This is a genomic window from Hydrotalea lipotrueae (assembly GCF_019249625.1).
Lineage (GTDB): Bacteria > Bacteroidota > Bacteroidia > Chitinophagales > Chitinophagaceae > Hydrotalea > Hydrotalea flava.
In genome coordinates this window covers 1-21,947 of the sequence record NZ_JAESDL010000001.1, presented here as the reverse complement: position 1 = coordinate 21,947, position 21,947 = coordinate 1, and the positions used below count along the sequence as shown (strand labels likewise).

21 protein-coding genes are annotated in these 21,947 nt (G+C 36.1%); 11 read left to right on the top strand and 10 right to left on the bottom strand.

Annotation, left to right across the window (positions count from 1 at the left end):
• Positions 1-11: 11 nt before the first annotated feature.
• The 3 genes from JK139_RS00105 to JK139_RS00095 all read left to right on the top strand — a co-directional run bounded on the left by JK139_RS00105 (position 12) and on the right by JK139_RS00095 (position 3,407).
• Positions 12-425, top strand: coding sequence for an acyl-CoA thioesterase (locus JK139_RS00105; RefSeq protein WP_074418644.1), 414 nt, complete (start codon positions 12-14; stop codon positions 423-425).
• 128 nt (positions 426-553) lie between these two features.
• Entirely contained in the window at positions 554-1,810 is a 1,257-nt protein-coding gene (locus JK139_RS00100) for a CinA family nicotinamide mononucleotide deamidase-related protein (protein WP_218330297.1), read from the top strand.
• A 172-nt stretch (positions 1,811-1,982) separates the two neighbouring features.
• On the top strand, positions 1,983-3,407 hold the full coding sequence (locus JK139_RS00095) for a dihydrolipoamide acetyltransferase family protein (protein ID WP_074418294.1): 1,425 nt from the start codon (positions 1,983-1,985) through the stop codon (positions 3,405-3,407).
• Between the two features lie 85 nt (positions 3,408-3,492).
• On the opposite strand, the gene JK139_RS00090 is transcribed toward JK139_RS00095, so the two are convergent.
• The 5 genes from JK139_RS00090 to JK139_RS00070 form a co-directional block, all read right to left on the bottom strand.
• Positions 3,493-6,444: an alpha/beta hydrolase family protein gene (locus tag JK139_RS00090; RefSeq protein ID WP_218330296.1), complete on the bottom strand. Its 2,952-nt coding sequence runs from the start codon at positions 6,442-6,444 to the stop codon at positions 3,493-3,495.
• 190 nt (positions 6,445-6,634) lie between these two features.
• The gene (locus tag JK139_RS00085) at positions 6,635-7,507 is read right to left on the bottom strand and encodes a DMT family transporter (RefSeq protein WP_074419634.1); all 873 of its coding nucleotides are present in this window, start codon (positions 7,505-7,507) and stop codon (positions 6,635-6,637) included.
• A gap of 38 nt (positions 7,508-7,545) precedes the next feature.
• Positions 7,546-8,328: a polyprenol monophosphomannose synthase gene (locus JK139_RS00080; RefSeq protein WP_074418296.1), complete on the bottom strand. Its 783-nt coding sequence runs from the start codon at positions 8,326-8,328 to the stop codon at positions 7,546-7,548.
• 88 nt (positions 8,329-8,416) lie between these two features.
• Complete coding sequence (locus tag JK139_RS00075; RefSeq protein WP_074420262.1) at positions 8,417-9,193, bottom strand: 3'-5' exonuclease; 777 nt, start codon at positions 9,191-9,193, stop codon at positions 8,417-8,419.
• A 100-nt stretch (positions 9,194-9,293) separates the two neighbouring features.
• Positions 9,294-10,652, bottom strand: coding sequence for a UDP-N-acetylmuramate--L-alanine ligase (locus JK139_RS00070; RefSeq protein ID WP_074419454.1), 1,359 nt, complete (start codon positions 10,650-10,652; stop codon positions 9,294-9,296).
• A gap of 284 nt (positions 10,653-10,936) precedes the next feature.
• Between JK139_RS00070 and ytxJ the strand changes: the two genes are divergently transcribed.
• The 3 genes from ytxJ to JK139_RS00055 are packed head-to-tail and all read left to right on the top strand — an operon-like array spanning position 10,937 to position 12,383.
• A complete protein-coding gene (gene ytxJ, locus JK139_RS00065) occupies positions 10,937-11,272 on the top strand; it encodes a bacillithiol system redox-active protein YtxJ (protein WP_074419455.1) in 336 nt (111 codons plus the stop codon).
• A 29-nt stretch (positions 11,273-11,301) separates the two neighbouring features.
• On the top strand, positions 11,302-11,865 hold the full coding sequence (locus JK139_RS00060; RefSeq protein ID WP_074419456.1) for a YeeE/YedE family protein: 564 nt from the start codon (positions 11,302-11,304) through the stop codon (positions 11,863-11,865).
• A 2-nt stretch (positions 11,866-11,867) separates the two neighbouring features.
• Positions 11,868-12,383 (top strand): DUF6691 family protein, encoded by a 516-nt coding sequence (locus JK139_RS00055; protein WP_074419457.1) that lies wholly within the window; start codon positions 11,868-11,870, stop codon positions 12,381-12,383.
• 31 nt (positions 12,384-12,414) lie between these two features.
• Here JK139_RS00055 and JK139_RS00050 read toward each other — a convergent pair whose 3' ends face one another.
• The 3 genes from JK139_RS00050 to JK139_RS00040 form a co-directional block, all read right to left on the bottom strand.
• Positions 12,415-12,972 (bottom strand): GNAT family N-acetyltransferase, encoded by a 558-nt coding sequence (locus JK139_RS00050; RefSeq protein ID WP_074419458.1) that lies wholly within the window; start codon positions 12,970-12,972, stop codon positions 12,415-12,417.
• A 4-nt stretch (positions 12,973-12,976) separates the two neighbouring features.
• Positions 12,977-13,672: a cell division ATP-binding protein FtsE gene (locus tag JK139_RS00045; RefSeq protein ID WP_228733060.1), complete on the bottom strand. Its 696-nt coding sequence runs from the start codon at positions 13,670-13,672 to the stop codon at positions 12,977-12,979.
• Between the two features lie 64 nt (positions 13,673-13,736).
• Entirely contained in the window at positions 13,737-14,912 is a 1,176-nt protein-coding gene (locus tag JK139_RS00040) for an AIR synthase related protein (protein WP_074419459.1), read from the bottom strand.
• Between the two features lie 156 nt (positions 14,913-15,068).
• Between JK139_RS00040 and JK139_RS00035 the strand changes: the two genes are divergently transcribed.
• Positions 15,069-16,019 (top strand): bifunctional riboflavin kinase/FAD synthetase, encoded by a 951-nt coding sequence (locus tag JK139_RS00035; protein ID WP_074419460.1) that lies wholly within the window; start codon positions 15,069-15,071, stop codon positions 16,017-16,019.
• Positions 16,020-16,024: 5 nt separating this feature from the next.
• On the opposite strand, the gene holA is transcribed toward JK139_RS00035, so the two are convergent.
• Positions 16,025-17,020, bottom strand: coding sequence for a DNA polymerase III subunit delta (holA, locus tag JK139_RS00030; RefSeq protein WP_074419461.1), 996 nt, complete (start codon positions 17,018-17,020; stop codon positions 16,025-16,027).
• 91 nt (positions 17,021-17,111) lie between these two features.
• The gene (locus tag JK139_RS00025) at positions 17,112-17,828 is read right to left on the bottom strand and encodes a ribonuclease H-like domain-containing protein (RefSeq protein WP_074418505.1); all 717 of its coding nucleotides are present in this window, start codon (positions 17,826-17,828) and stop codon (positions 17,112-17,114) included.
• Positions 17,829-17,863: 35 nt separating this feature from the next.
• Between JK139_RS00025 and JK139_RS00020 the strand changes: the two genes are divergently transcribed.
• From JK139_RS00020 to JK139_RS00005, 4 genes are all read left to right on the top strand, one after another.
• Complete coding sequence (locus JK139_RS00020) at positions 17,864-18,811, top strand: hypothetical protein (protein WP_074420261.1); 948 nt, start codon at positions 17,864-17,866, stop codon at positions 18,809-18,811.
• 99 nt (positions 18,812-18,910) lie between these two features.
• A complete protein-coding gene (locus JK139_RS00015; RefSeq protein ID WP_074418507.1) occupies positions 18,911-19,891 on the top strand; it encodes a hypothetical protein in 981 nt (326 codons plus the stop codon).
• Between the two features lie 151 nt (positions 19,892-20,042).
• Complete coding sequence (surE, locus tag JK139_RS00010; protein ID WP_074419464.1) at positions 20,043-20,828, top strand: 5'/3'-nucleotidase SurE; 786 nt, start codon at positions 20,043-20,045, stop codon at positions 20,826-20,828.
• The gene (locus JK139_RS00005; RefSeq protein WP_074418509.1) at positions 20,828-21,124 is read left to right on the top strand and encodes a hypothetical protein; all 297 of its coding nucleotides are present in this window, start codon (positions 20,828-20,830) and stop codon (positions 21,122-21,124) included. The genes surE and JK139_RS00005 overlap by 1 nt, the downstream gene beginning before the upstream one ends.
• Positions 21,125-21,947 lie beyond the last annotated feature (823 nt).

Sequence of the window (21,947 nt, the reverse complement as noted above, 5' to 3'; positions counted from 1 at the left end):
ATTTTAAAAAAATGTACGAAAGTGTTACTCAGGTTCGGGTTAGATATGCAGAAACCGATCAAATGAATGTGGTATATCATGGAAATTATGTTCAGTATTTTGAAGTGGGCAGAACAGAAAGTATACGGCAATTAGGATTTACCTATAAGGATATGGAAGCCATGGGCATTGTAATGCCCATTGTTGAAGTACATGCTAAGTATTTAAGACCCGCACATTATGATGACCTCCTCACTATTAAAACCATTTTAAAAGAATTGCCTACCCATCATAAAATTGAATTTCATCAGGAAATTTATAACGAAAGCAATAAATTAATTACAGTAGGGCGTGTTGTTTTATATTTTATCAATGCTACAACGAAAGAAAAAACAACGATGCCTAAGCATTTGTATGAAAAGTTAGCAGTATATTTTAAACAGTAACCAATACCCCGATCGTTTCAAAAAATATGCATCAGTTGTTGAAATTTTAGTGCAACATTTCTGCAAAAGGAAAATGATTGCTATTATTTTACTATTTACTGTTTTACTTTGCATGCAATTTGAAATTTATGGATACAGTTTCAGCATCAATTATTACCATTGGAGATGAATTATTGATTGGGCAGGTAATTGATACCAATAGTGCCTGGATGGCACAAGAATTAAATAAAATTGGCATTCCTGTTCATCGCAGAATAGCAGTTGGTGACAATTGGGATGCTATTTGGAATGCATTGAATCAGGAAAGTGCAGCATCAAATATTATTTTAATTACAGGCGGCCTCGGGCCCACTTCTGATGATATCACCAAACCCCTACTTTGCGAATACTTTGGGGGAAAATTAGTACTACACCAACCTACCTTGGAGCATGTTACCTATTTATTTGAACATGTTTTTAAAAGGGGCCTCCCTTTAGCAGAAAGAAATATAAAACAAGCAGAAGTACCCGACAATTGTACTATATTAAAAAACGAACTGGGTACCGCACCCGGTATGTTATTTGAAAAAAATGGATGTTTGTTTTTTTCCTTACCCGGCGTTCCGCACGAAATGCAGGGATTAATGAAGCAGGAAGTGATTCCGCTACTGCAAAAACGCTTCACTACGGGTTGTATTGAACATCGCACACTTTTAACAGCCGGAATTGGTGAATCGATGCTGGCAGATCGGTTGGTTGATTTTGAAGCGGCATTACCCAAAAACATTTCATTAGCTTATTTGCCCAATTTTGGAATGGTACGTTTACGTTTAACAATGTTTGGCAACCACCATGATGAGGTCAATCTATCAATTAACGAACAGTTTGCGGCCTTGAAATTGCTGGTAAAAGATGTGTTAATTACAGATAAGGATGAACCATTAGAGGCTATTATTGGCCATTTATTAACCGAACAAAAGAAAACCATTGCAACTGCCGAAAGCTGCACCGGTGGATATATAGCGCATTTAATTACATCCATTGCAGGCTCATCTGCCTATTATGAAGGCAGTGTAATCAGTTATTCGTACGAAGTAAAAGAGAAAGTACTGCAGGTCAAAAAAGAAATCCTAGAAAAATATGGAGCAGTGAGTGAACAGGTGGTTACGGAAATGGTTAAAAATGTACTTGCACTCATGCAAACAGACTACGCCATTGCAGTGAGTGGTATCATGGGGCCCGCCGGCGGCACTCCCGATAAACCGGTGGGGACCGTTTGGATGGCTGTGGCCGGCAAAGAACGGTTGATTACTAAAAAAATGCATTTCAGGTTTAACCGGCAGCGCAATATTCAACTTACTGCTGCCAATACTTTGCTTTTAATGCGACAATTAATGGTTGAATAATGATGAAGCAACGTTATTAAATTATTGGCATCTGTCAAAAAACCTTCGTATGTACCATTGTAAAATACTATTTTTGACGCGAATTAATGTATATTGAAATTTATAGGGTTGCTGCCATTGATCATACAAAATAATTTTTTCAGGAACACCCTTTCACAAAAAAAACAATTTTATGGCCTTAGCAGATTTAGTGATGCCCAAAATGGGTGAAAGTATTATGGAAGCCACCATTTTACGCTGGCATAAAAAAGCAGGTGATTTTGTGCAACAGGATGAAACCATCTTAGATATTGCCACAGACAAGGTTGATAGTGAAGTGCCCAGTACCGTATCGGGCATTATTAAAGAAATTTTATACAATGTAAATGATGTGGTACCGGTAGGGGCTGTATTAGCTAAAATTGAAGTGGCCGATACTGCCGGCAGTGAACCTCAAAAACCGGAAACACCCGCTACACAAATGCCGGAAACAGGAACGATGCAGGTTACAGCCAATGGTATTTACAAACCTTTAGAACCGGCTTTATCAGAAGAACCTATCACTGTACCCTATACGCCTGCTGCAGTTTCATCTGCTGCAACCGGCGGAAATAATAGGTTTTATTCACCATTGGTATTAAATATTGCCAACAGTGAAGGTATTAGTATGGCTGAATTGGAAAATATTCCCGGAACAGGTGCAGAAGGCAGGGTTTCAAAAAAAGATATTTTACAATATCTGGCCGATAAAAAATCAGGCAAAATAATAGCAGCACCAACAACTGCTGCACCAATGCCTGTTAAAACAATTGTACAGGAAAATGTTCAACCCATTACAAATACAACAGCAACTACCCAAGTGGCGATAGCACCGCAACAAAATGTTGAAATAATTGAAATGGACAGAATGCGGAAACTCATTGCCAAACACATGGTTGACAGCAAGCATATTAGTCCGCATGTTACCAGTTTTACAGAAGCAGATGTTACCAACATGGTGCTATGGCGCAATAAAATAAAAGACAATTTCGAAAAGGTAGAAGGTACCAAAATTACTTTTACCCCTATGTTTATAGAGTGTATTATAAAAGTGCTGAAACGTTTTCCCATTATCAATAGTTCAGTAGATGGTGATAAAATCATCATTAAAAACTATTTTAATATTGGAATGGCTACTGCCCTACCCAACGGCAACCTGATAGTGCCGGTTATTAAAAATGCCGAGAGCCTAAGTTTGGTTAGCTTAACCAAAACCGTCAACAATTTAGCCGAAAATGCCAGGCATAATAAACTAAAACCCGATGATACGCAGGGTGGCACCTTTACCTTAACCAATGTAGGCACATTTGGCAGTTTAATGGGTACGCCCATCATCAGTCAGCCGCAGGTTGCTATTATGGCTGTTGGTACCATTAAAAAAAGGCCGGTAGTAATAGAAACCGAAAAAGGTGATTATATTGGTATTCGCCACATGATGTATTTATCTATGAGCTACGATCATCGCATTATTGATGGAAGTATTGGCGCCAGTTTTTTACACGAAGTAGCCAAAGAGTTTGAAGCCTGGGATGTTCATCGTGAATTAAAACTGGTGGTTCAGGAACATTATATTGATTAATTTTTTATAACAAGTTATTATACCAAGCGAGGCTGCCTCCATTCTGGAACAGCCTTGTTTTTGTTAGGTTTAAAATGAAATAGAATTAGTTGGTTTCCAATCCCCAATCTCTTCCTTTTAAAACGGCGGGTACACCTTCTGTTAACCATTTTGCAGGTTGATCGCCTTTCAATTGCCAGTCAAAAAATTGTTGTTCTCTTATTTGAATATCTTTTCTGTTTCGGCGTTCTACTAAATTATGTGCTTCACCATTATATACCAATAACCAAACCGGTTTATTCAATCGCCGCATGGCCGTATAAAACTCAATACCCTGATACCATGGTACGGCGCCATCTGCATCATTACTCATAATCACCAAAGATGTATGAATTTTTTTCAGGTGAAACAATGGCGAATTTTCTATATATAAATCAGGTCGCTGCCAAATATCAGCCCCAATTCTGCTCTGTGTTTTTTCATATTGAAATTGGCGGTTTACACCTGTTTCCCACCGAATACCACCATAAGCACTAAACATGTTGACAACCGGAGCACCGGCCCATGCTGCTTTAAAAAGATTGATTCTGGTAATTACATATGCGGTTTGATAGCCTCCCCAGCTTTGCCCCTGAATTCCAATTGTAGTACTGTCTACAAATCCTAATTTTACCACAGCCCTTGCACCGCTTACAATATAATCGTATGCACTTTCGCCGGGATGCCCTTTTCTATACCAAATATCAGGCACAAAAACCACATAACCCCTGCTTACAAAAAATGAAATATTTAAGCGGGATGGCGTTGGTGCAGGTGGAATGTAATTATATAATGTTTGATTGTTGCGTTCATAGAAATAAACAATCATGGGATATTTTTTTGTACTATCAAAATTCTCAGGTTTATAAAGAATTCCTTCTGCCATTTTACCATCATAAGCTTTCCATTTAAACAGGTGTGCAGTTCCCCAATTATATTGCTGTTGCTGCAGATTGAGTTCAGTTAACTGAACAGGCAAAGATTTTAACTGATAAAATTTTGGCTCATTGAGAATAAACACATTCGGACTGTTTATATAATCTTCCATCGTGAAGAGTAGGGAATGTAAATTTTTATCGGGTTCTACTCCATTAACAGATTTGGGAACATTTAGAACCATTTCATTTTTACGCTGCATAGTGGCATTAGATGGAGCACCAGGAAAAGAAAGTGCAAAACCGCTATATTTATTTTGTTCATTGAATACTTTTAACCATGCTGGTTGATTTGAAACAATAAAAGGTTCATCTTTTATGGCAATATAGCGGTATTGGGTTTTTGTACCTCTTCCATTTGTGATTTGAATTGAACGGGCTTTTCCCATCGGATCTACCTGCCAAATATCAAAACGATCATACAACCAAATAAATTGATCATTTTCTGTAAACCCAGCTACGCCATAATTATAGGGATCATCCGGCACATCATTGGTTTCATCATAAAGTGCAACATTAATATCTTTCCCAACGGTATAGTATTGCTGTGTTTCAGCATTGTAGCAGTTGTATTTTTTCAAAATTTCATTATATACCAAAAGAAATTGACCATTTACAGACGGATACATACGCATTTTAATATTATAAATAATTTTATTTCGATGGCCGGTATTGGGATTGATGACATAAACATCTTTAAAAGTAAATCCCTGCCATTGTTTTTGTACGCGTTTGCCGGTATCGGTATATGCATAAAAATAGCGGCCATCACCCTTTTGGGTCTCCATTACATTTTCAAAAATTGTATTGGCCAATTGTACAACAGTATCTGCCTTAAAATCGTATCGGGCTAAATAATTTTTGTGCAGTGTTCTTTCTAAATTTTTTAATTGTGCCGGCATAATATCTTCATCGGCATAATGCCAAATATCCAATCCTGCCTGCTCAAATGCAGGTGTGGCGGTATCTTTAGGAGGTAGTATGGGTGCAGTTCCAAAAAACAAACGTTTACCCGACTCGCTAAAATGATTGTTACTATATTGGCTTACTGCCCAATTTTTTTGAACACCTTTTGTGTATCGATGAACAATTAACCGGGCACTGTCATCTCCATTTTTATAATAGTACAGGTTAAAAAAACGCTGTAATGCTTTACTACTGCTGTCTTTTTCGGCAACAAATGCCAATTGGGTGTCTTGATCATCAATTGTTAAGCCATTGATTTCATGCAGGTGTTGTGCAATGCTGTTACTTTGTCTGTATGTAGTTTGATACCAATACACAGCAAAATTTTCGGAAGCCATCCAATGGTCATATGCAATGGTGTTACCTGATTTAGAAAGTTGTACATGTTGTACTTTAGGTATAACCTGCGGCTGCATATCGGGTAAATGAAAAATGTATAAATCAGTTTTTACACCCGGCTCATTCATTTTATTACTATTCTCTGAAGTTTTGGCAGAATAGGTATTGAAATATTGAAAGCCCTTCTCCTCTAAAAGCCGAACCTGTTTTTTTAGGCTGTCTTCTAATTTTTGTGTACCATTTAACTTCTTTTTTAATTGCATTAAAACGGTTGTAGAATCTGAGGCAACAGGTTCATGCGCAGGCATATTTTCTTTCAAACAAACCAATATACCATTGCCTTTTTCAGGCAACATAAATGTTTGCACAGCCGCTATTTTTGTTACCTGACCGGTAAGTATATTAATGATGGCCATACTGTCTTTAGGCATATTTTCCGATTTTACCTTTTGAATTTTTGCCTGTCGTATTTGTTGATACAAAGGTTTTATTTTACAAACCACAAAGGCCGCATCGTTCGATATTTTAGCCTGATAGCCACGTGGGATGATTGTAACAGTATCCCACCTGTTTTGCTCTTTTAAAAAATTTCTTATCCATAACTGCCCATCTCCTTCTTGTGGTACAATGGTGTACACCGCAACTTGCCCATCATTACTGATTTGTTTTTCGCCAATACTTTGCCATTCATCGTATACGGAATGATCTAAAACTTTTTTTTGAGCAGAAGCTGTTAAAGCAGTAGTAACTGCGCATAGCAGGAATACATATTTTCTCATATACATTTCATTCAATGATTGCTAAGATAAATAAATACGGACTAATCCAATGCAAAGAATGACTAATAGCCGAATTGCCATGAAGCGAATGCTAAAACCGAATAAGTTGTAATTAATTACTCCATATACACTTAGAATAATATCCAGAAAAATGGTGTAAATTTTTTACAGAAAGGCATATTTAATTGAATCAGTGTTTACGACCTTTTACAATTCGCTGCATTTGTATGGCAACAGAAAATACAATACAGGCCATTCCAACATAAAAAGTATTTTGCAGGTATCTGTTTTCATGAAAAATAATAAAAGCCAGTAAAATACCATAAACCGGTTCCAGATTCAAAGTTAAATTTTGCGTAAAGGCCGATACGTTATGCAAAGCTTTCAGCATCAGTTCCATGGCTAAAACCGTACAAAACCATGCCAAAATGAACAACCAAAAAATATCAGCAAATGAAGGAATCCATTTGGCATCAGGAAAACACAATACATAGCCGGGCAACAACAGCGTTAAAAACAAAAAACCACCACCCATTTCAAATAACATGATGGTTTGAGGAGCAGCTGTGGTAATATTTTTCTTATTCAGAACTGAGAATAAAGCTGCAATGAGCGCTGAACTTAATCCAAATAAAATACCGGTTCTGTATCTGATATCAAATTGAAAAATGATATAAATCCCTAACAGACTCAACAATCCCAACAACAATTCAGCTTTCTTCCATTGTGTGTTGTTCAACAATGGTTCTATCAATGCCGTAAATAAACTGGTTGCGGCAAAACAAACCAACCCAATTGATACATTGGCAAATTTTATGCTGGCATAAAAAAGTACCCAATGAAGTGCAATTAGCATACCAATACCGATTAGTATCATTATTTTACGAAAGGCTAATTGCAGTTTTTGTTTTCGAAGTACAAGAATAAATATTAAGGTAATGAAGGTTATGCCCATTCTGTACCATACTAAGGGCAATTCATTTAACTGAATTAAAACGCCGAAAACGCCTGTAAAGCCCGCTAATAAAACAGATATGTGCAGTTGAATAAGCGATTGCTTCATGTGCCAGTACTAATAAAATAAAAACGGAAAAATAAATACTAATGAACGTCTGTAACCTGTTTAGATATACCAGATGATTGTATTGCAGCCACTTTTTTACGGTAATTTTTAAACATGCTGAGCCATTGAATTTTAATAACACCAAATACCCCTTCCTTTAAAATGCCTTTACTCATTTTACTGACGCCAATTTTTCGGTCGATAAAAGTGATAGGTACTTCTTTGATGGTAAATCCCAGTTTCCATGCTGCAAATTTCATTTCTATTTGAAAGGCATACCCAACAAATGTGATAGCATCAAAATTAATGGTTTGCAATACTTTTCTTTTATAACAGATAAAGCCTGCCGTTGGGTCTTTAACCGGCATAAAAGTAATGAGCCTTGTATAAATTGCACCGCCTTTTGAATAGATGTGTCTGTCTAATGGCCAATTTTCAACCTTTCCGCCTTTTGTATAACGGCTACCAATTGCCACATCGGTACCATTGAATTTACAGGCTTGATACAACCGTTCCAAATCGGCAGGATTGTGAGAGAAATCCGCATCCATTTCAAAAATAAATTGATACCCGTTTGCCAATGCCCATCTAAAACCATGAATATATGCGGTACCTAATCCTAATTTACCCTTTCGTTCTTCTAAAAATAAAGCACCGGGATATTTTGAAAAAAGATTTTTTACTGCATTTGCAGTTCCATCAGGCGAGCCATCATCAATCACCAATACATGATAGTTTTGGTTTAAAGCAAAAACAGTTTCAACAATTGAAACAATATTTTCAACTTCATTGTAAGTGGGTATAATAACGATTTTTTCCAACTGTATAAATACTTAAACCTGAAAATACAAAGTTCCTGCAAATATGAAGTGAAATGATTTACTAATTTTTATAAATACTGAGGCATTTTTAATTTTTATCCTTTTTTAAGTAAGTTCTATTGAGTATTTCGGTAAACTTTTGCTTGGTATTCATCGGAAAATCGCCTTTCATCATCCAATCGTAATACTGTGGTTCTTCTTTTAGTACCTGTGTTACCGGTTTACCTTTGTGTTTGCCAAAATTGAATACTTCCACTCCATTCACTTTAATAAATCTACGTGCAAAATCTACCATATCATCTTCACCTGAAAACTTTGCTAATTCATCGGTAGTTTTACCAATATCCGGATAACGTTCTACCTGTGCCTCCAGAATTTCCCAGGTTGCCATTGCATCCACTTCGGCACCATGAGCGCCATCTAATTGTTTATTGCAGTAAAATTTATACGCTGCACTCAGGGTTCTTTGTTCTTTTAAATGAAATATTTTTTGAACATCAATAAACTTTCTTCCTTCAATTGAAAAGTCAAGCCCCGACCGTGAAAATTCTTCAATTAGCATAGGTATATCAAACCGGTTGCTATTATAGCCACATAAATCGGCATTGCCAATAAATTGTTTTATTTCGTTGGCTACCTGTTTAAAAGTTGGTGCATTTTTTACCATTTCATCTGTAATGCCATGCACATCTGATGCGCCTTTTGGAATGGGCATTCCCGGATTGATGAGTTTACGTTTCACCTGCCGGGTACCATCGGGCATTATTTTAACAATGGCAATTTCTACAATTTTATCGGTGCCAATATTAATACCGGTTGTTTCTAAATCAATGGTAGCAACAGGTTTGTTCAATTGAATGTTCATAAATAACGTTTAAAACTGCAAAGAAAAGAATTGATTGTAAACGAAAGTAATACAGATTAGCCTGTTTACCTTGTATTCTGTTAAAATGTTTGTTGAATGATCACTTGAATGCTTTTTGCAATTCATTTAAATTCAAACCATCAAAATTGCCACTGCTCATCAATAATATATTTACATGATGTTTAGGCTGTTGGTGTAACCAATTTTGTAATGCTTCTTTGTTATGAAAAATGCATACCTCCGGTTTTGCAAAGCCTTCTTTTAATAATGCTTCGTTAATAAGCGGCATTTTTTTAATGGCTAATGCATGTTCTGCATAAAACACCGCACAGGAGTCGGCCATTTGAAAAACGCCCTGATACTCTTTGAAAAAAGAGGCGTTGAGGCTACTATAAGTATGTAATTCAAATACTGCCGTTAAATGTCGGTTCGGATATTGTTGTTTTACTGCCTCAATGGTTGCTTTTACTTTACTGGGTGCATGTGCAAAGTCCCTGAAAATGGTTATATCATCTGTTTGCATAATAACTTCCAATCGCTTGCTGGCACCGGTAAAACTACACATGGCAGCTAAAAAAGCGGCTGCGTTAATACCCAGCGCTTTGCAAACAAAATAGGCAGCATTTAAGTTAAAGAGATTATGATTTCCAAAAACCTTTAATGGCGTGGTAATGCCTTCAATTGTAATATAGGTAATACCATCCTTCACTTCGTGTTCAGGCAAAATATAAGGAATGTATTGAATATCATTTCGGGGATGTTTTTCAACCAAATCTTTTAATACGGCATCGGCAGCATTGTAAACCAGTATACCATGCTGTTCTATTTTCGATATAAAAATTTCGAACTGTGTTTTATAGATTTCAAAAGTTGGAAATACATTGATGTGATCCCATGCAATACCTGTTATTACAGCTATGTGTGGGAATAAGAAATGAAATTTAGGCCTTTTATCTAATGCACTTGCCGGATATTCATCGCCCTCACAAACAATAACTGGCGCATTGGTCAGTTGAACGGATTGCTCAAAACCATTGAGTTGAGCTCCAATCAGGTAATCAAATTTTAATTGTTGTTGTTGCAAAACATGCATAATCATGGCAGTTGTGGTGGTTTTACCATGACTACCCCCTATCACTACCCGCTTTTTATTCCGGCTTTCATTAAAAATAAATTCGGGAAATGAATAAATTGGAATACCTAATGTTTTTGCCTGCATTAACTCCGGATTATCTTCCCTGGCGTGCATACCTGCAACCACTGCATCTAAATTATTTGTAATTTTTAAAGGAAACCATCCCAGCGCATTGGGTAATAAACCTGCAGCTTTTAAGTTAAAAAGTGCCGGTTCAAATATTTCATCATCCGAACCTGTAATGGTATACCCTTTTTTGGCAAGCGTAATGGCCAATTGATGCATTACATTTCCTCCAATGGCAATAAAATGAATATTTGGCATAAAATTTATTACTTGTTTTAACGTTTAAGTGCATAGGTAAATAAAAAAACAGCATTAAAGCAACATTTTGTAACGAATTCTTATCTTTGAATTTTGGTAAACAGCCAATTTGAACAAACACATTTTTTATGAGAAAAATTATTATTGCGGCAACACTTTTAATAATGGTAGCTTTTACCGTTAGTTCCTGTGTGTCATCCAGAGGACGTGGTTGCCCTACTACCAACAAAAATTACTTTAAACCATAACTGCTTTTTTTTGTTACTTTGCATAAAAAAGTGCGTATGAACTGGAAAGTGCTTTCCACAGAAGATCAATTAGCGCAAATAAAACAGGCCTCATTCAAAACTCCTCAGGTAATATTTAAGCATAGCACCCGTTGCAGTATTAGCAGTACGTCACTCAACCGATTAGAACGTGCAGCAATGCCAGAAGGCGTTGATTTTTATTTTTTAGATTTAATTCAATACCGTTCACTCTCTGCAAAAGTTGCCGACTATTTTCAGGTTCAACACGAATCCCCACAAATACTTTTAATTAAGAACGGAAGCTGCGTGTACGATGAAAGCCACATGTCTATTTCTATGGATGAGATAGTAGAAAATGCATTTACACAATAATCTACTATTTTTGTAGAAAAATAGAAAATATGTTGCACTGGCTTCAACAACCCTGGCCTTGGTATGTTTCCGGGCCTTTAATTGGTTTAATGGTTCCGCTATTGTTGTTATTGGGCAATAAAGTATTTGGCATCTCATCCTCTCTCAGGCATATATGTGCAGCATGTTTACCTGCCAAGCTGCCCTTTTTTAATTATAACTGGAAAGCTGAACAATGGAATTTATTTTTTGTGGGCGGAGTAGTTATAGGTGGATGGGTAGCATCCAATTGGCTAACCAACGGGCAACCCATAGTTATAAATCCGGTTCTACTCAATAACTTAAGCTATTACCAAGTACAGGAAAACAATAGTTTAATGCCTGCTGCCATTTTTAGTTGGCAGGGCTTATTAACGCTAAGAGGATTTATTATGATGGTGGTGGGCGGATTTTTAGTTGGGTTCGGTACCCGTTATGCCGGAGGATGCACATCAGGACATGCCATTAACGGACTCAGCAATCTGCAATTACCTTCATTCATTGCCACCATTTGTTTTATGATTGGCGGATTTTTAATGGCCAACTTTATTTTACCTTTTATTTTACAATTATAACCATGCAAAACACAACAACCATACAAAAAATAGATACAAATACTGATTTTGAAGTTCGTTCATTAGATGCTATGTGCACCAATGACAGTAGTTTACAACATCCCTGGTGGTATAATTTAAAATATGGGATTGCCGGAATTATTTTTGGCATTATTTTAATCAAAGCAGAAGTGATTTCCTGGTTTCGGATACAGGAAATGTTTCATTTGCAAAGCTTTCACATGTATGGGGTAATTGGCTCTGCAGTAATTACAGGTGCAACAGGTGTGTTCCTCATCAAAAAATTACATTTAAAAACCATTCATGGAGAGCCCATCGTTTTTATACAGAAAAAATTCAGCAAAGGACAGGTTTATGGTGGCATTATATTTGGTTTAGGATGGGCGATGACCGGTGCCTGTCCGGGTCCGCTTTTTGTACTGATTGGTTCGGGTATTACCGTAATATTGGTAGTTTTATTTAGTGCCATTGTGGGAACCTGGGTATATGGTGCCATTCGCGAAAAACTTCCGCATTAGCATACTCGCCATCAAAATTACCAGCGTTGCTTTAAGTATTACCAACTGCGGTTTGCATTACCCAATCCAACTGAACATCCTTTCCTAAAATAAACTGTTGCTCACCTGCTATGGTAAAACCCTGCTTTTCATAAAATGAAATAGCCGCATAGTTTTGTTTCCATACAATAAGCCAAAGCAGGCTGCATGCATTTTGTTTAGCAACATTTTTAGCCAGTTCAATCAACTGTTTGCCAATTCCCAGGTTTTTGTAATTGTTCACAACATACAACCGGGCAATTTCAAGTGCATGAGTAAAATGCAAGGTATCTGGTTGTGTATGGCGTGCCAATTTGCAATAACCAACAGGTGTGCTACCTAACCAGGCAATATAAAAATAACAATCGGGATTTTTTTTCCATTCCTGAAAAATGGTTTCATCATTCAAATTGGCATCTAAATATAACTGCATATTTTCTGCAGAATTATAAGCATGATAGGCATCAAAAAAAGTACTGCGACTCAGTTCAACCAATTGTTGTAGTTCTGATTGTAATACCTCGCTTATAACAATAGTAGCATTTTCACTACCGGATATTTTTTTGTTCATACCATTAAGAGAAAGATGCATTCGCAGATAGAGGAATATCTGTTACTTGCCCTCGTTCGGTTTTTAACATACGTGAGGGGTAACGATTAATCACAATAAAATCGTGGGTGGCCATGATTATGGTGGTACCATAGTCTTTCGCAATTTGAAACAACAACTGCATAATTTCATCACTGGTTTCGGGATCCAGATTTCCGGTAGGTTCATCTGCTAAAATTAATTTAGGAGAATTGAGTAGTGCACGGGCAATATCAACTCTTTGTTGTTCGCCTCCGCTAATTTCAAAAGCCATTTTAAAGCCTTTGCTTTTTAAACCAACTTTATCTAAAACATCATTAATTTTTTCATCCATTAAACGTTCATCTTTCCATCCGGTTGCTCTTAATACAAAACGAAGATTTTGATGAATATTTCTATCGGTTAATAATTGAAAATCCTGAAAAACAACACCCAGATTTCTTCTTAAATAGGGCACTTTTTTCCAATTCATCTCACGCAGGTTAAACCCTACTACGTTACCCTGCCCTTCCCGAAGGGGTAATTCGCCATACAAGGTTTTTAATAAACTACTTTTACCGGTTCCGGTTTTACCAACCAAATACACAAATTCTCCTTTTTCAATGGTAAAATTTACATCCTGCAGTATTAAAGTAGATCCCTGATATATATTGGCATTACTGAGTGTTACAACTGGTTCCATGATAGCGCAATAATTTTTTGTATTACAGATGCTTAAAATTAAGTAAAAAGGGCTTTCAATTGTGTTAATAAGTATATTGAATAGAGCCAAATGCACCTTGAATAAATAATTCATTTTGCCGGGCTGCTTCGGTATGGCCAATAATTGCAGCTTCAATATTAAACTGAGCAGCCGTTGCAATCATTTGTTGAGCAGCTTTTTCATTGGTAAAAACTTCTAGCCGATGCCCCATATTAAATACTTGAAACATTTCTTTGTTATCAGCTCCTGAATTTTGTTGAATCAATTGAAAAACTATTGGTATGGGCAACAAATTATTCTTCACCACTTTCAAAGGTCTGGGCAGGTATTTCATGCATTTGGTTTGTCCGCCGCCGCTGCAATGAATTATTCCATAAATATCTTCAAATTGTTGTTCTAACAATTGTTTTACCAACGGTGCATAAGTACGGGTTGGCGATAATAATAATTGGCCTACTGTATAATTTTTTTCATCAATGGCAATGGTATCTGTTAATCTTTTATTGCCGATATAAACTACATCATCGGGAAGGGTTGGTTCAAACGTTTCGGGATAATGTTGTGCATACCATTTACTCAATACATCATGCCTGGCGCTGGTTAAACCGTTGCTGCCTAATCCACTATTATAAGTTGTTTCATAAGTTGCCTGGCCACTGCTGGCAAAACCAACAATTACATTTCCGGCATCAATTTTATTGTTTGTAATTAATTTGTTTTTAGGCCATCGTGCAGCAATGGTTCCGTTAACGGCAATGGTGCGCACCACATCGCCCACATCGGCCGTTTCACCTCCTAAATAGTGTATGTGAATGCCATAAGCAGCTAATTGATTAAAAAAATGCTGTGTGCCATTGATTAGTTGTTCTATAATTGCCCCATCAATCAAATGTTTATTTCTATCAATTGTAGAAGCAAAAATCATTTTATCATAAATGCCAATACATAACAGGTCATCAATATTCATGGCTACAGCATCCTGTGCAATGCCCTTCCAAACATCCGTATTACCAGTTTCTTTCCAATACAAATAAGCTAAAATTGATTTGGTGCCCGCACCATCGGCATGGCTTACATTTATCATTTGCTCATCACCACCCAGGTAATCAGGATATATTTTGCAGAAAGCATTGGCATATAATCCCTGATTCAAATTTTTGATAGCCTGATGAATTTCTTCTTTTTGGGCAGAAACGCCCCTTTGAGCATATAATGACATGAAAAAGATTTAATGTACACAATCGGGGCAAAGTTAAACAAAGCTTACATACAATTGTGCTAACGAATTTTTGTAGCAATGCTTTGTATTAAATTTGCATACCTGAAAAATCAGTTGCTTTAGCAAAGCACATCAATGGCATACTAAATAAGCCTTATGCAAGTACACAGAAATCTCACTTCATTACCCAAATTTCATCATGCAGTGGTTACCATTGGCACGTTTGATGGTGTGCATATTGGCCATAGAACCATTTTACAGCAATTAAAATCGGAAGCTGCTACCGTAAATGGGGAAACAGTGGTCATTACTTTTCATCCGCATCCCAGAAAAATTGTGGGCGATGTGCCGGATATTAAAGTATTATCTACGCTTGAAGAAAAAATTTTTTTAATAGAAAAAGAAGGTATTGATCATTTGGTAGTGGTTCCCTTTGATGAAGATTTTTCTAAATTAAGTGCTGAGTCTTATATTAAAAATTTTTTATTTGAAAAATTTCATCCGTACACCATTATTATTGGCTACGACCATCATTTTGGGCACGATCGTACCGGAAACTTTGCATTATTGGAAAAATACGGTAAAGCATTAGGATTTTTCGTGAAGGAAATACCGGTTCAATTAATTGAAGCCGCAGCCATTAGTTCAACCCGCATCCGGAAAGCATTACTGCAGTGCGATATTGCAACAGCTAAGCATTTATTAGGGTATGATTATTTTTTTGCAGGCACTGTAATTACCGGCGATCAGTTGGGCAGAACCATTGGTTACCCTACTGCTAATATACAATTAGCCCATCCTGATAAATTGGTACCGGGTGATGGGGTGTATGCCGTGCATTTTTATTATAAGGAATCAGCAGCCAACCAATCTGCTGCCATAGCTTTTAAAGGTATGATGTATATTGGCAGCAGGCCTGTAGTAAATGGCAAACGAAGAGTAATTGAAGTAAATATTTTTGATTTTAACCGCGATATTTATGGCGCAACGGTACAGGTTGCTATTTTAGATTATATTAGAGGAGATATGCAATTAAGTGGCTTAGAAGCATTACAACAACAATTAGCCATTGATAAACGCGCTGTACTGAACGTACTGCATGATTAACGGCATTATAACATTATTTTAACCACCAACTCTTTCATTAAATCGGCACCGGAACTACCTGCATCATGAATACCAATACTTTTTAAATTGTATTCATGTAATAATAACAGTATTTGCTGTGTTTGCTGATAACTGTAATATTTAACAGCAGCAGTATGATCGGCAATGGCATTGGGGTGATTACTGCCAATGATTGCAGCAATATTTTTAGGGCCGCCTGCAGCATGAATTAACAATACCCTGCAAAAAAATCCATGAATAGCCGGCAATACCATTTGTAACGGCCCTGCCTTTGGGTTGGCATCAAAATACTGAATAATTTTAATGGCCTTTCCCAGGTTTTTTTGAGCAATGGCACTTTGCAGTTCAAAAACATTGAACTCTTTGCTAATACCCACATATTCTTCCACATCATCTTCTGTAATTTCTTTTCTGCCTTTTAAATTAAGGGTTAGTTTTTCAATTTCATTATACAGCCGATTTAAATCATTGCCAATGGCATCCACCAAAAGTGATAAAGCTTTGGGTTGAATAACATAACCCATATTTTGTGCAGTTTGCTTTACCCAAACCGGCAATTCGTTCTCATATAATTTTCGGGTAGTAAATACCTCATGTTTTTGCTTTAAAAGCTTTGCCATTTTAAGGCGGCCATCTAGTTTTTTCTCCTTATAGCCTACAATTAAAATAGTAGAAGTAAGTGGCTGTTCTATATAAGCCTCTAATTTTTCAATATCCTTCATTTGTTGTGCCTCTTTCAATAGCACCACTTGCTTATCGGCAAACATGGGGTATCGTCTACAGGCATTAATCAGTTGCGCCCAATCGGTATCCCGACCATAAAATACAGTTAAATTAAATCCCTTTTCAGCTTCGGTTAGTAATTTATCTTCGGCAAATTGCATTAAATGGTCAATAAAGTAAGGCTCCTCGCCTTCTAACCAATAAATTGGTTTAAACTGTTGCTTTTGCCAGTCGGTTAGAATTTTTTCGAAACTCATACCCACAAAAATAAGTGGATAGGCATGCTTTGCCAGCCATCTTTTTTATTTGTGCATAAATACAGGAGGTATGTTTACATCATGATACACATCAATGCACAACAAGTACCTGATTTTCTTTCAATATGGGCAATTGCATAAACCGAAGAATGATATTGGCTGTTACCACCACATCGCGTTCGCAATAGCTAACAATACGGCTTAAATTTTTTTCTTTATAGTACACTTCCTGCACCATACTACCATTTATATCGGTTTTAGAGGTAGGTATTTGGAGTACTTCGGCTAATAAATCGAGAGAAATATAATTTTTGTTATCCCCAAATTTCCACCAGTTTAAAGTATCCATCATTTTTACTTCCCAGGGCTTTCTGTTGTGCAACTGCAGGCAGGCCGGTAAGGGTAATCCATTAATAATCATGCGCCGGCAAATATAGGGTATATCAAACTCCTTTATATTGTGGCCGGCAAAGGTAAAACCATGATGAATACTACTCATTTTACTACATAGCAGCGAAAAATTTTCTAAAATCGGACGTTCATCATCACCATAAATACTCTTTACTTTTAAACAAATTTCTTTGGCTTCATTTTCATAAAAAAAAGCAGTTGAAATGCAAATAATTTTGCCAAATTCGGCCAAAATACCCGCCCGCATACGATAACTTTCTTCAGGTGTAATATTTTCTGGCACGGTTTTAGAAATTTTATTCCACCATAATGATTTCCTCCTTTCAGACAGCTCGTCATAATGAGCAGTTTGAGGAACGGTTTCAATATCCAATACCAATAAATCGCTGAGTTGCATGAAAATAATTTTTAAAAAAATATTACATTAAAGTTATGCTTTACGAACCAATAGAACCGCAACAGGTTGCTAAAAAAGATAAAAGAAACTGGATTTATTCGCTTTTTGTAGTAATGTTATTAGGAACATGGGCTTATATTATTTATGATAAAAGTACCACCACCCATTCTAAAGAACAATTACAGGTACAGGTAAATGCCATTGATAGTTCAAAGGCTGAATTAAGGGTTGAATTCAATGCCACCTCTGCCCGATTAGATTCTTTAACCGGCAAGCACATTCAGTTAATTGATAAACTGGCTGATAAAAACAAAACCATTCAACATTTAAAAAACAATATTGTGGCATTATTGCAACAACGCAATACTACTGCTACACAATTGTTACAGGCCAAAAAAATGATTGATGAATTAAATGAAAAAGTGAATGATTTATACAATGAACTGGCACTTTTGCAAAGTAAAAACCAGGCATTAACTTTAGCCAATGAACAGTTAAACAATGACAAAGCCCACTTACAGGATACCCTTAGTAAAACGGTTGCATTCAACAATTATATAACCAATGAGGCTTCTACACTGCATGCTTCCAATTTTAGTATTGAAGCATTAAAATTACGCAACAATGGTAAAGAGAAAATGATTACCATTGCCAAAAAAGCAGATATTTTGCGAATCAATTTTGATTTGGATGAAAACAGAATAGCACCCAGCGGCGAAAAAGAATTATACATCTGTATCATTAACCCAGATGGTGTTATTGTTTCTTCCGGCAATACCATCCTTACTAAAAAAGAAGGTGTAAAACCTTATACTATAAAAGTAGTAGTGCAATATGAGCAGGGTAAAACTGTAACGGTTAATTTAAACTGGCGCAACAATGAAGATTATCAGCCCGGCGATTATACCATTATGGTTTACCAAAATGGATATAAAATAGGTCAGGGATCTATTTTACTCAAGAAAAGTAGCCTGTTTGGTTAACAGATACCTACTAAATAAAAAACAATCCAATATTTAAATACAGTTTCACTATAAAAATACATTTACAAAGATTATTTTAGTACCGTAAAACATACAACTATGAGTTATACAACAGAAAACCCACAAAGCCAACCTTCCTCATCTGGAAAAGACAATCGCAAAACCTTTTATGGTATTTTAATTGCTGCACTTGTTTTAACCTGGGGTTATATCATTTATGACAAGAGTAAAACAAAAGATATTATTACCCAAAAAGAAACACAAATTACAACTGCTTTAACAGCAAAAGATTCTTTACAGGTATTGTTTAATGATGCTTCTGCAAAAGCCGATTCATTAACCGGCAGCAATGTTAAATTACAAGGTGCTTTAGCCGAAAAAAACAGTGAGATTTTAAAATTAAAATCTAATATCAGAGGTATTTTAAACAAAAAGAACGCTACAGAAGCCGAATTAAAACAGGCCAAAGAAATGATTGCAGAATTAAATGCAAAAATTGATAGTTTATTTGCTGAAATTCAACAACTGAAGGGCGAAAATCAACAATTAACTGCTGCCAATCAGCAATTAACTACCGAAAAAACCCAATTAACCAGCCAAAATACCGAGTTACAGGGTAACCTATCAAAAACCCAAACAGAAAAAGCCAATATTGAAGACATTGCTTCTACACTGCATGCCTCTAACATCAATGTTAAAGCTGTAATTGTTAAAAAGAGCGGCAAAGAAGTAAGCACCAATAATGCCAAAAGAGCCGACATGTTTGTGATTACCTGCAATATTGATGAAAACAGGATTACACCAAGCGGCAAAAAAACCTTATATGTTTGTGTTACCAATCCCGATGGTACACCCTCCGGCACAGAAGGTACTTTTAAATTAAGAGATGGTAGCGACAAAGCCTATTCGAACGCAGTTGAAGTAAATTACGAGCAAGGCAAAACCCTTCCAGCTACTTTTAACTGGAAACCCGGTAGCAAGTTTGAAGGTGGAGAATATAAAATTGAAATTTATAATAATGGGTTTAAAATTGGAGAAGCCAAAAAAACTTTGAATAAAGGTGGATTTTTAGGCCTGTAAACTTTACCCTTTTTTTTTATCACAACTTTTAAAGCCGTCTCAATATTTATTGAGGCGGTTTTCTTTATTTTATAGGTACTTTTCATTTAAAGTATCTAATTCTAAAAAAAATTTACCCCTACAAACTACGTTCAAATTGTATCTTGCACCCATGACAAAAAAAGTAAAAAAAGAACTTCCGGTTATATTGGTTACCAACGATGATAGTATTGGCGCACCCGGCATCAAAGCATTGGTAGAAGCAGTGATGGATTTAGGAAGAGTAGTGGTAGTAGCACCCGATAAACCACAAAGCGGCATGGGGCATGCCATTACCATTGGGCACCCCTTACGGTTACAAAAAGTACATTTTACAGATGGTGTAGAAGCTTATACTTGCAATGGTACACCGGTTGATTGTGTAAAATTGGCGGTAGATAAAATTCTACATCGCAAACCCGATATTTGTTTAAGCGGCATTAATCATGGTGCCAACCATAGTATTAATGTAATTTATAGTGGAACCATGAGTGCTGCTATGGAAGCTGCCATTGAAAGCATACCCTCTGCCGGATTTTCACTTTTAGATTATAGTATGGAGGCAAATTTTACTGCCGCCAAAATTTATGTACGAAAAATTACAGAACAGTTGCTGAAAAGAAAATTACCCAAACACTTGTTGTTTAATGTAAATATTCCGGCATTAGATGCAACACTCATTAAAGGCATTAAAGTATGCCGACAAGCATATGCCAAATATGAAGAAGATTTTATTGAACGTACCGATCCGCATGGAAGAAAATACTATTGGCTTACCGGCGATTTTGTAAATTTTGATAAAGGAAAAGATACCGATGTGTGGGCACTCAATAACAATTATGTTAGCCTGGTACCCATTACATTTGATTTAACAGACTACCAACTGAAACAACAATTAGAAACCAACTGGCAATTATAATGTTTTTAAAAAAAGATAATATTCAATTAGGTATTATACTAGGTTTGTTAGCACCTTTTGCCGGCATGTTAGGTTTTTATTTTTGGCGATTTAGAAGGTTAACCATTGTAGAGTTTATTCAATTTTTAGCCATTGAGAAACACTTAATTTCAGCCATGCTCAGTTTTTCATTATTGGCCAATGCTATTGTATTTACCATTTATATTAATACCAGAAAAGATAAAACTGCTAGAGGCATATTTGCGGTTACCGTAATATATGCAATTGGCGTATTGCTATTAAAATTATTCTACTAATCTTACATCCATATTTCAAGCTTCAACAAGTATACAACCAATAATGCTATTTTTTATGTATTGGATAGTGCTAATGGATTTTGAAGAAAAAATATTCAATTTATTATAGAGGAACACAGAAAACCAACAAAAGCAACCTTTTACAAGATTGCCTTTTTGGTAATAAAGTCGGCCTGCCTACCTACCCTTCGAGCTTTTTAAAGGAAGATGTGAAAGGGGTGATGAGGTTTTGAGGTAAATTTAAATAGTTAAATGGGTGTTGATGAACTATAAATAACAAAGCCTGAATTACTCCAGAGCTTTGTTATTTTATTGAGTTGAAAAATATTTATCAGTATACCTTACCATTATGGTGCATTGCATATAGGATGCTGCAAATAATTATAGAGGTAAAAAATATATATAAAACGTATAAAAAAACATTTGACAGCTTCTTATATGCTGCTACCTTTTTAGAATCATTTCCTTTTCTTCTCAAAGGGAATAAATTCTTGGGTGAATAAATACCAATTAATAGTGATACAAAGCTCTTTGAAGAGGATTACCACAAGACCTTTGCGGTAATAAAAGACATTAATCTATAAGCAGATTAATAAAAGCACAACAAGAAAAAATAGCATAAAAGAAATTTTGATTATTAGTTATTATTTTTTCTGCTTAGGGTAAATAATCATCGGCGCTTTACCCGTGTTATCCGTTTTTGATCTACCATTATCTGGAATATTTATAGGTGGCGACTGATTAAGTAAATAGTCGTTCCTCAAAAACGAATAGAACACAATGGGATCAATAGTTTATGAACAAATGCGGATAAAAAAGGTTG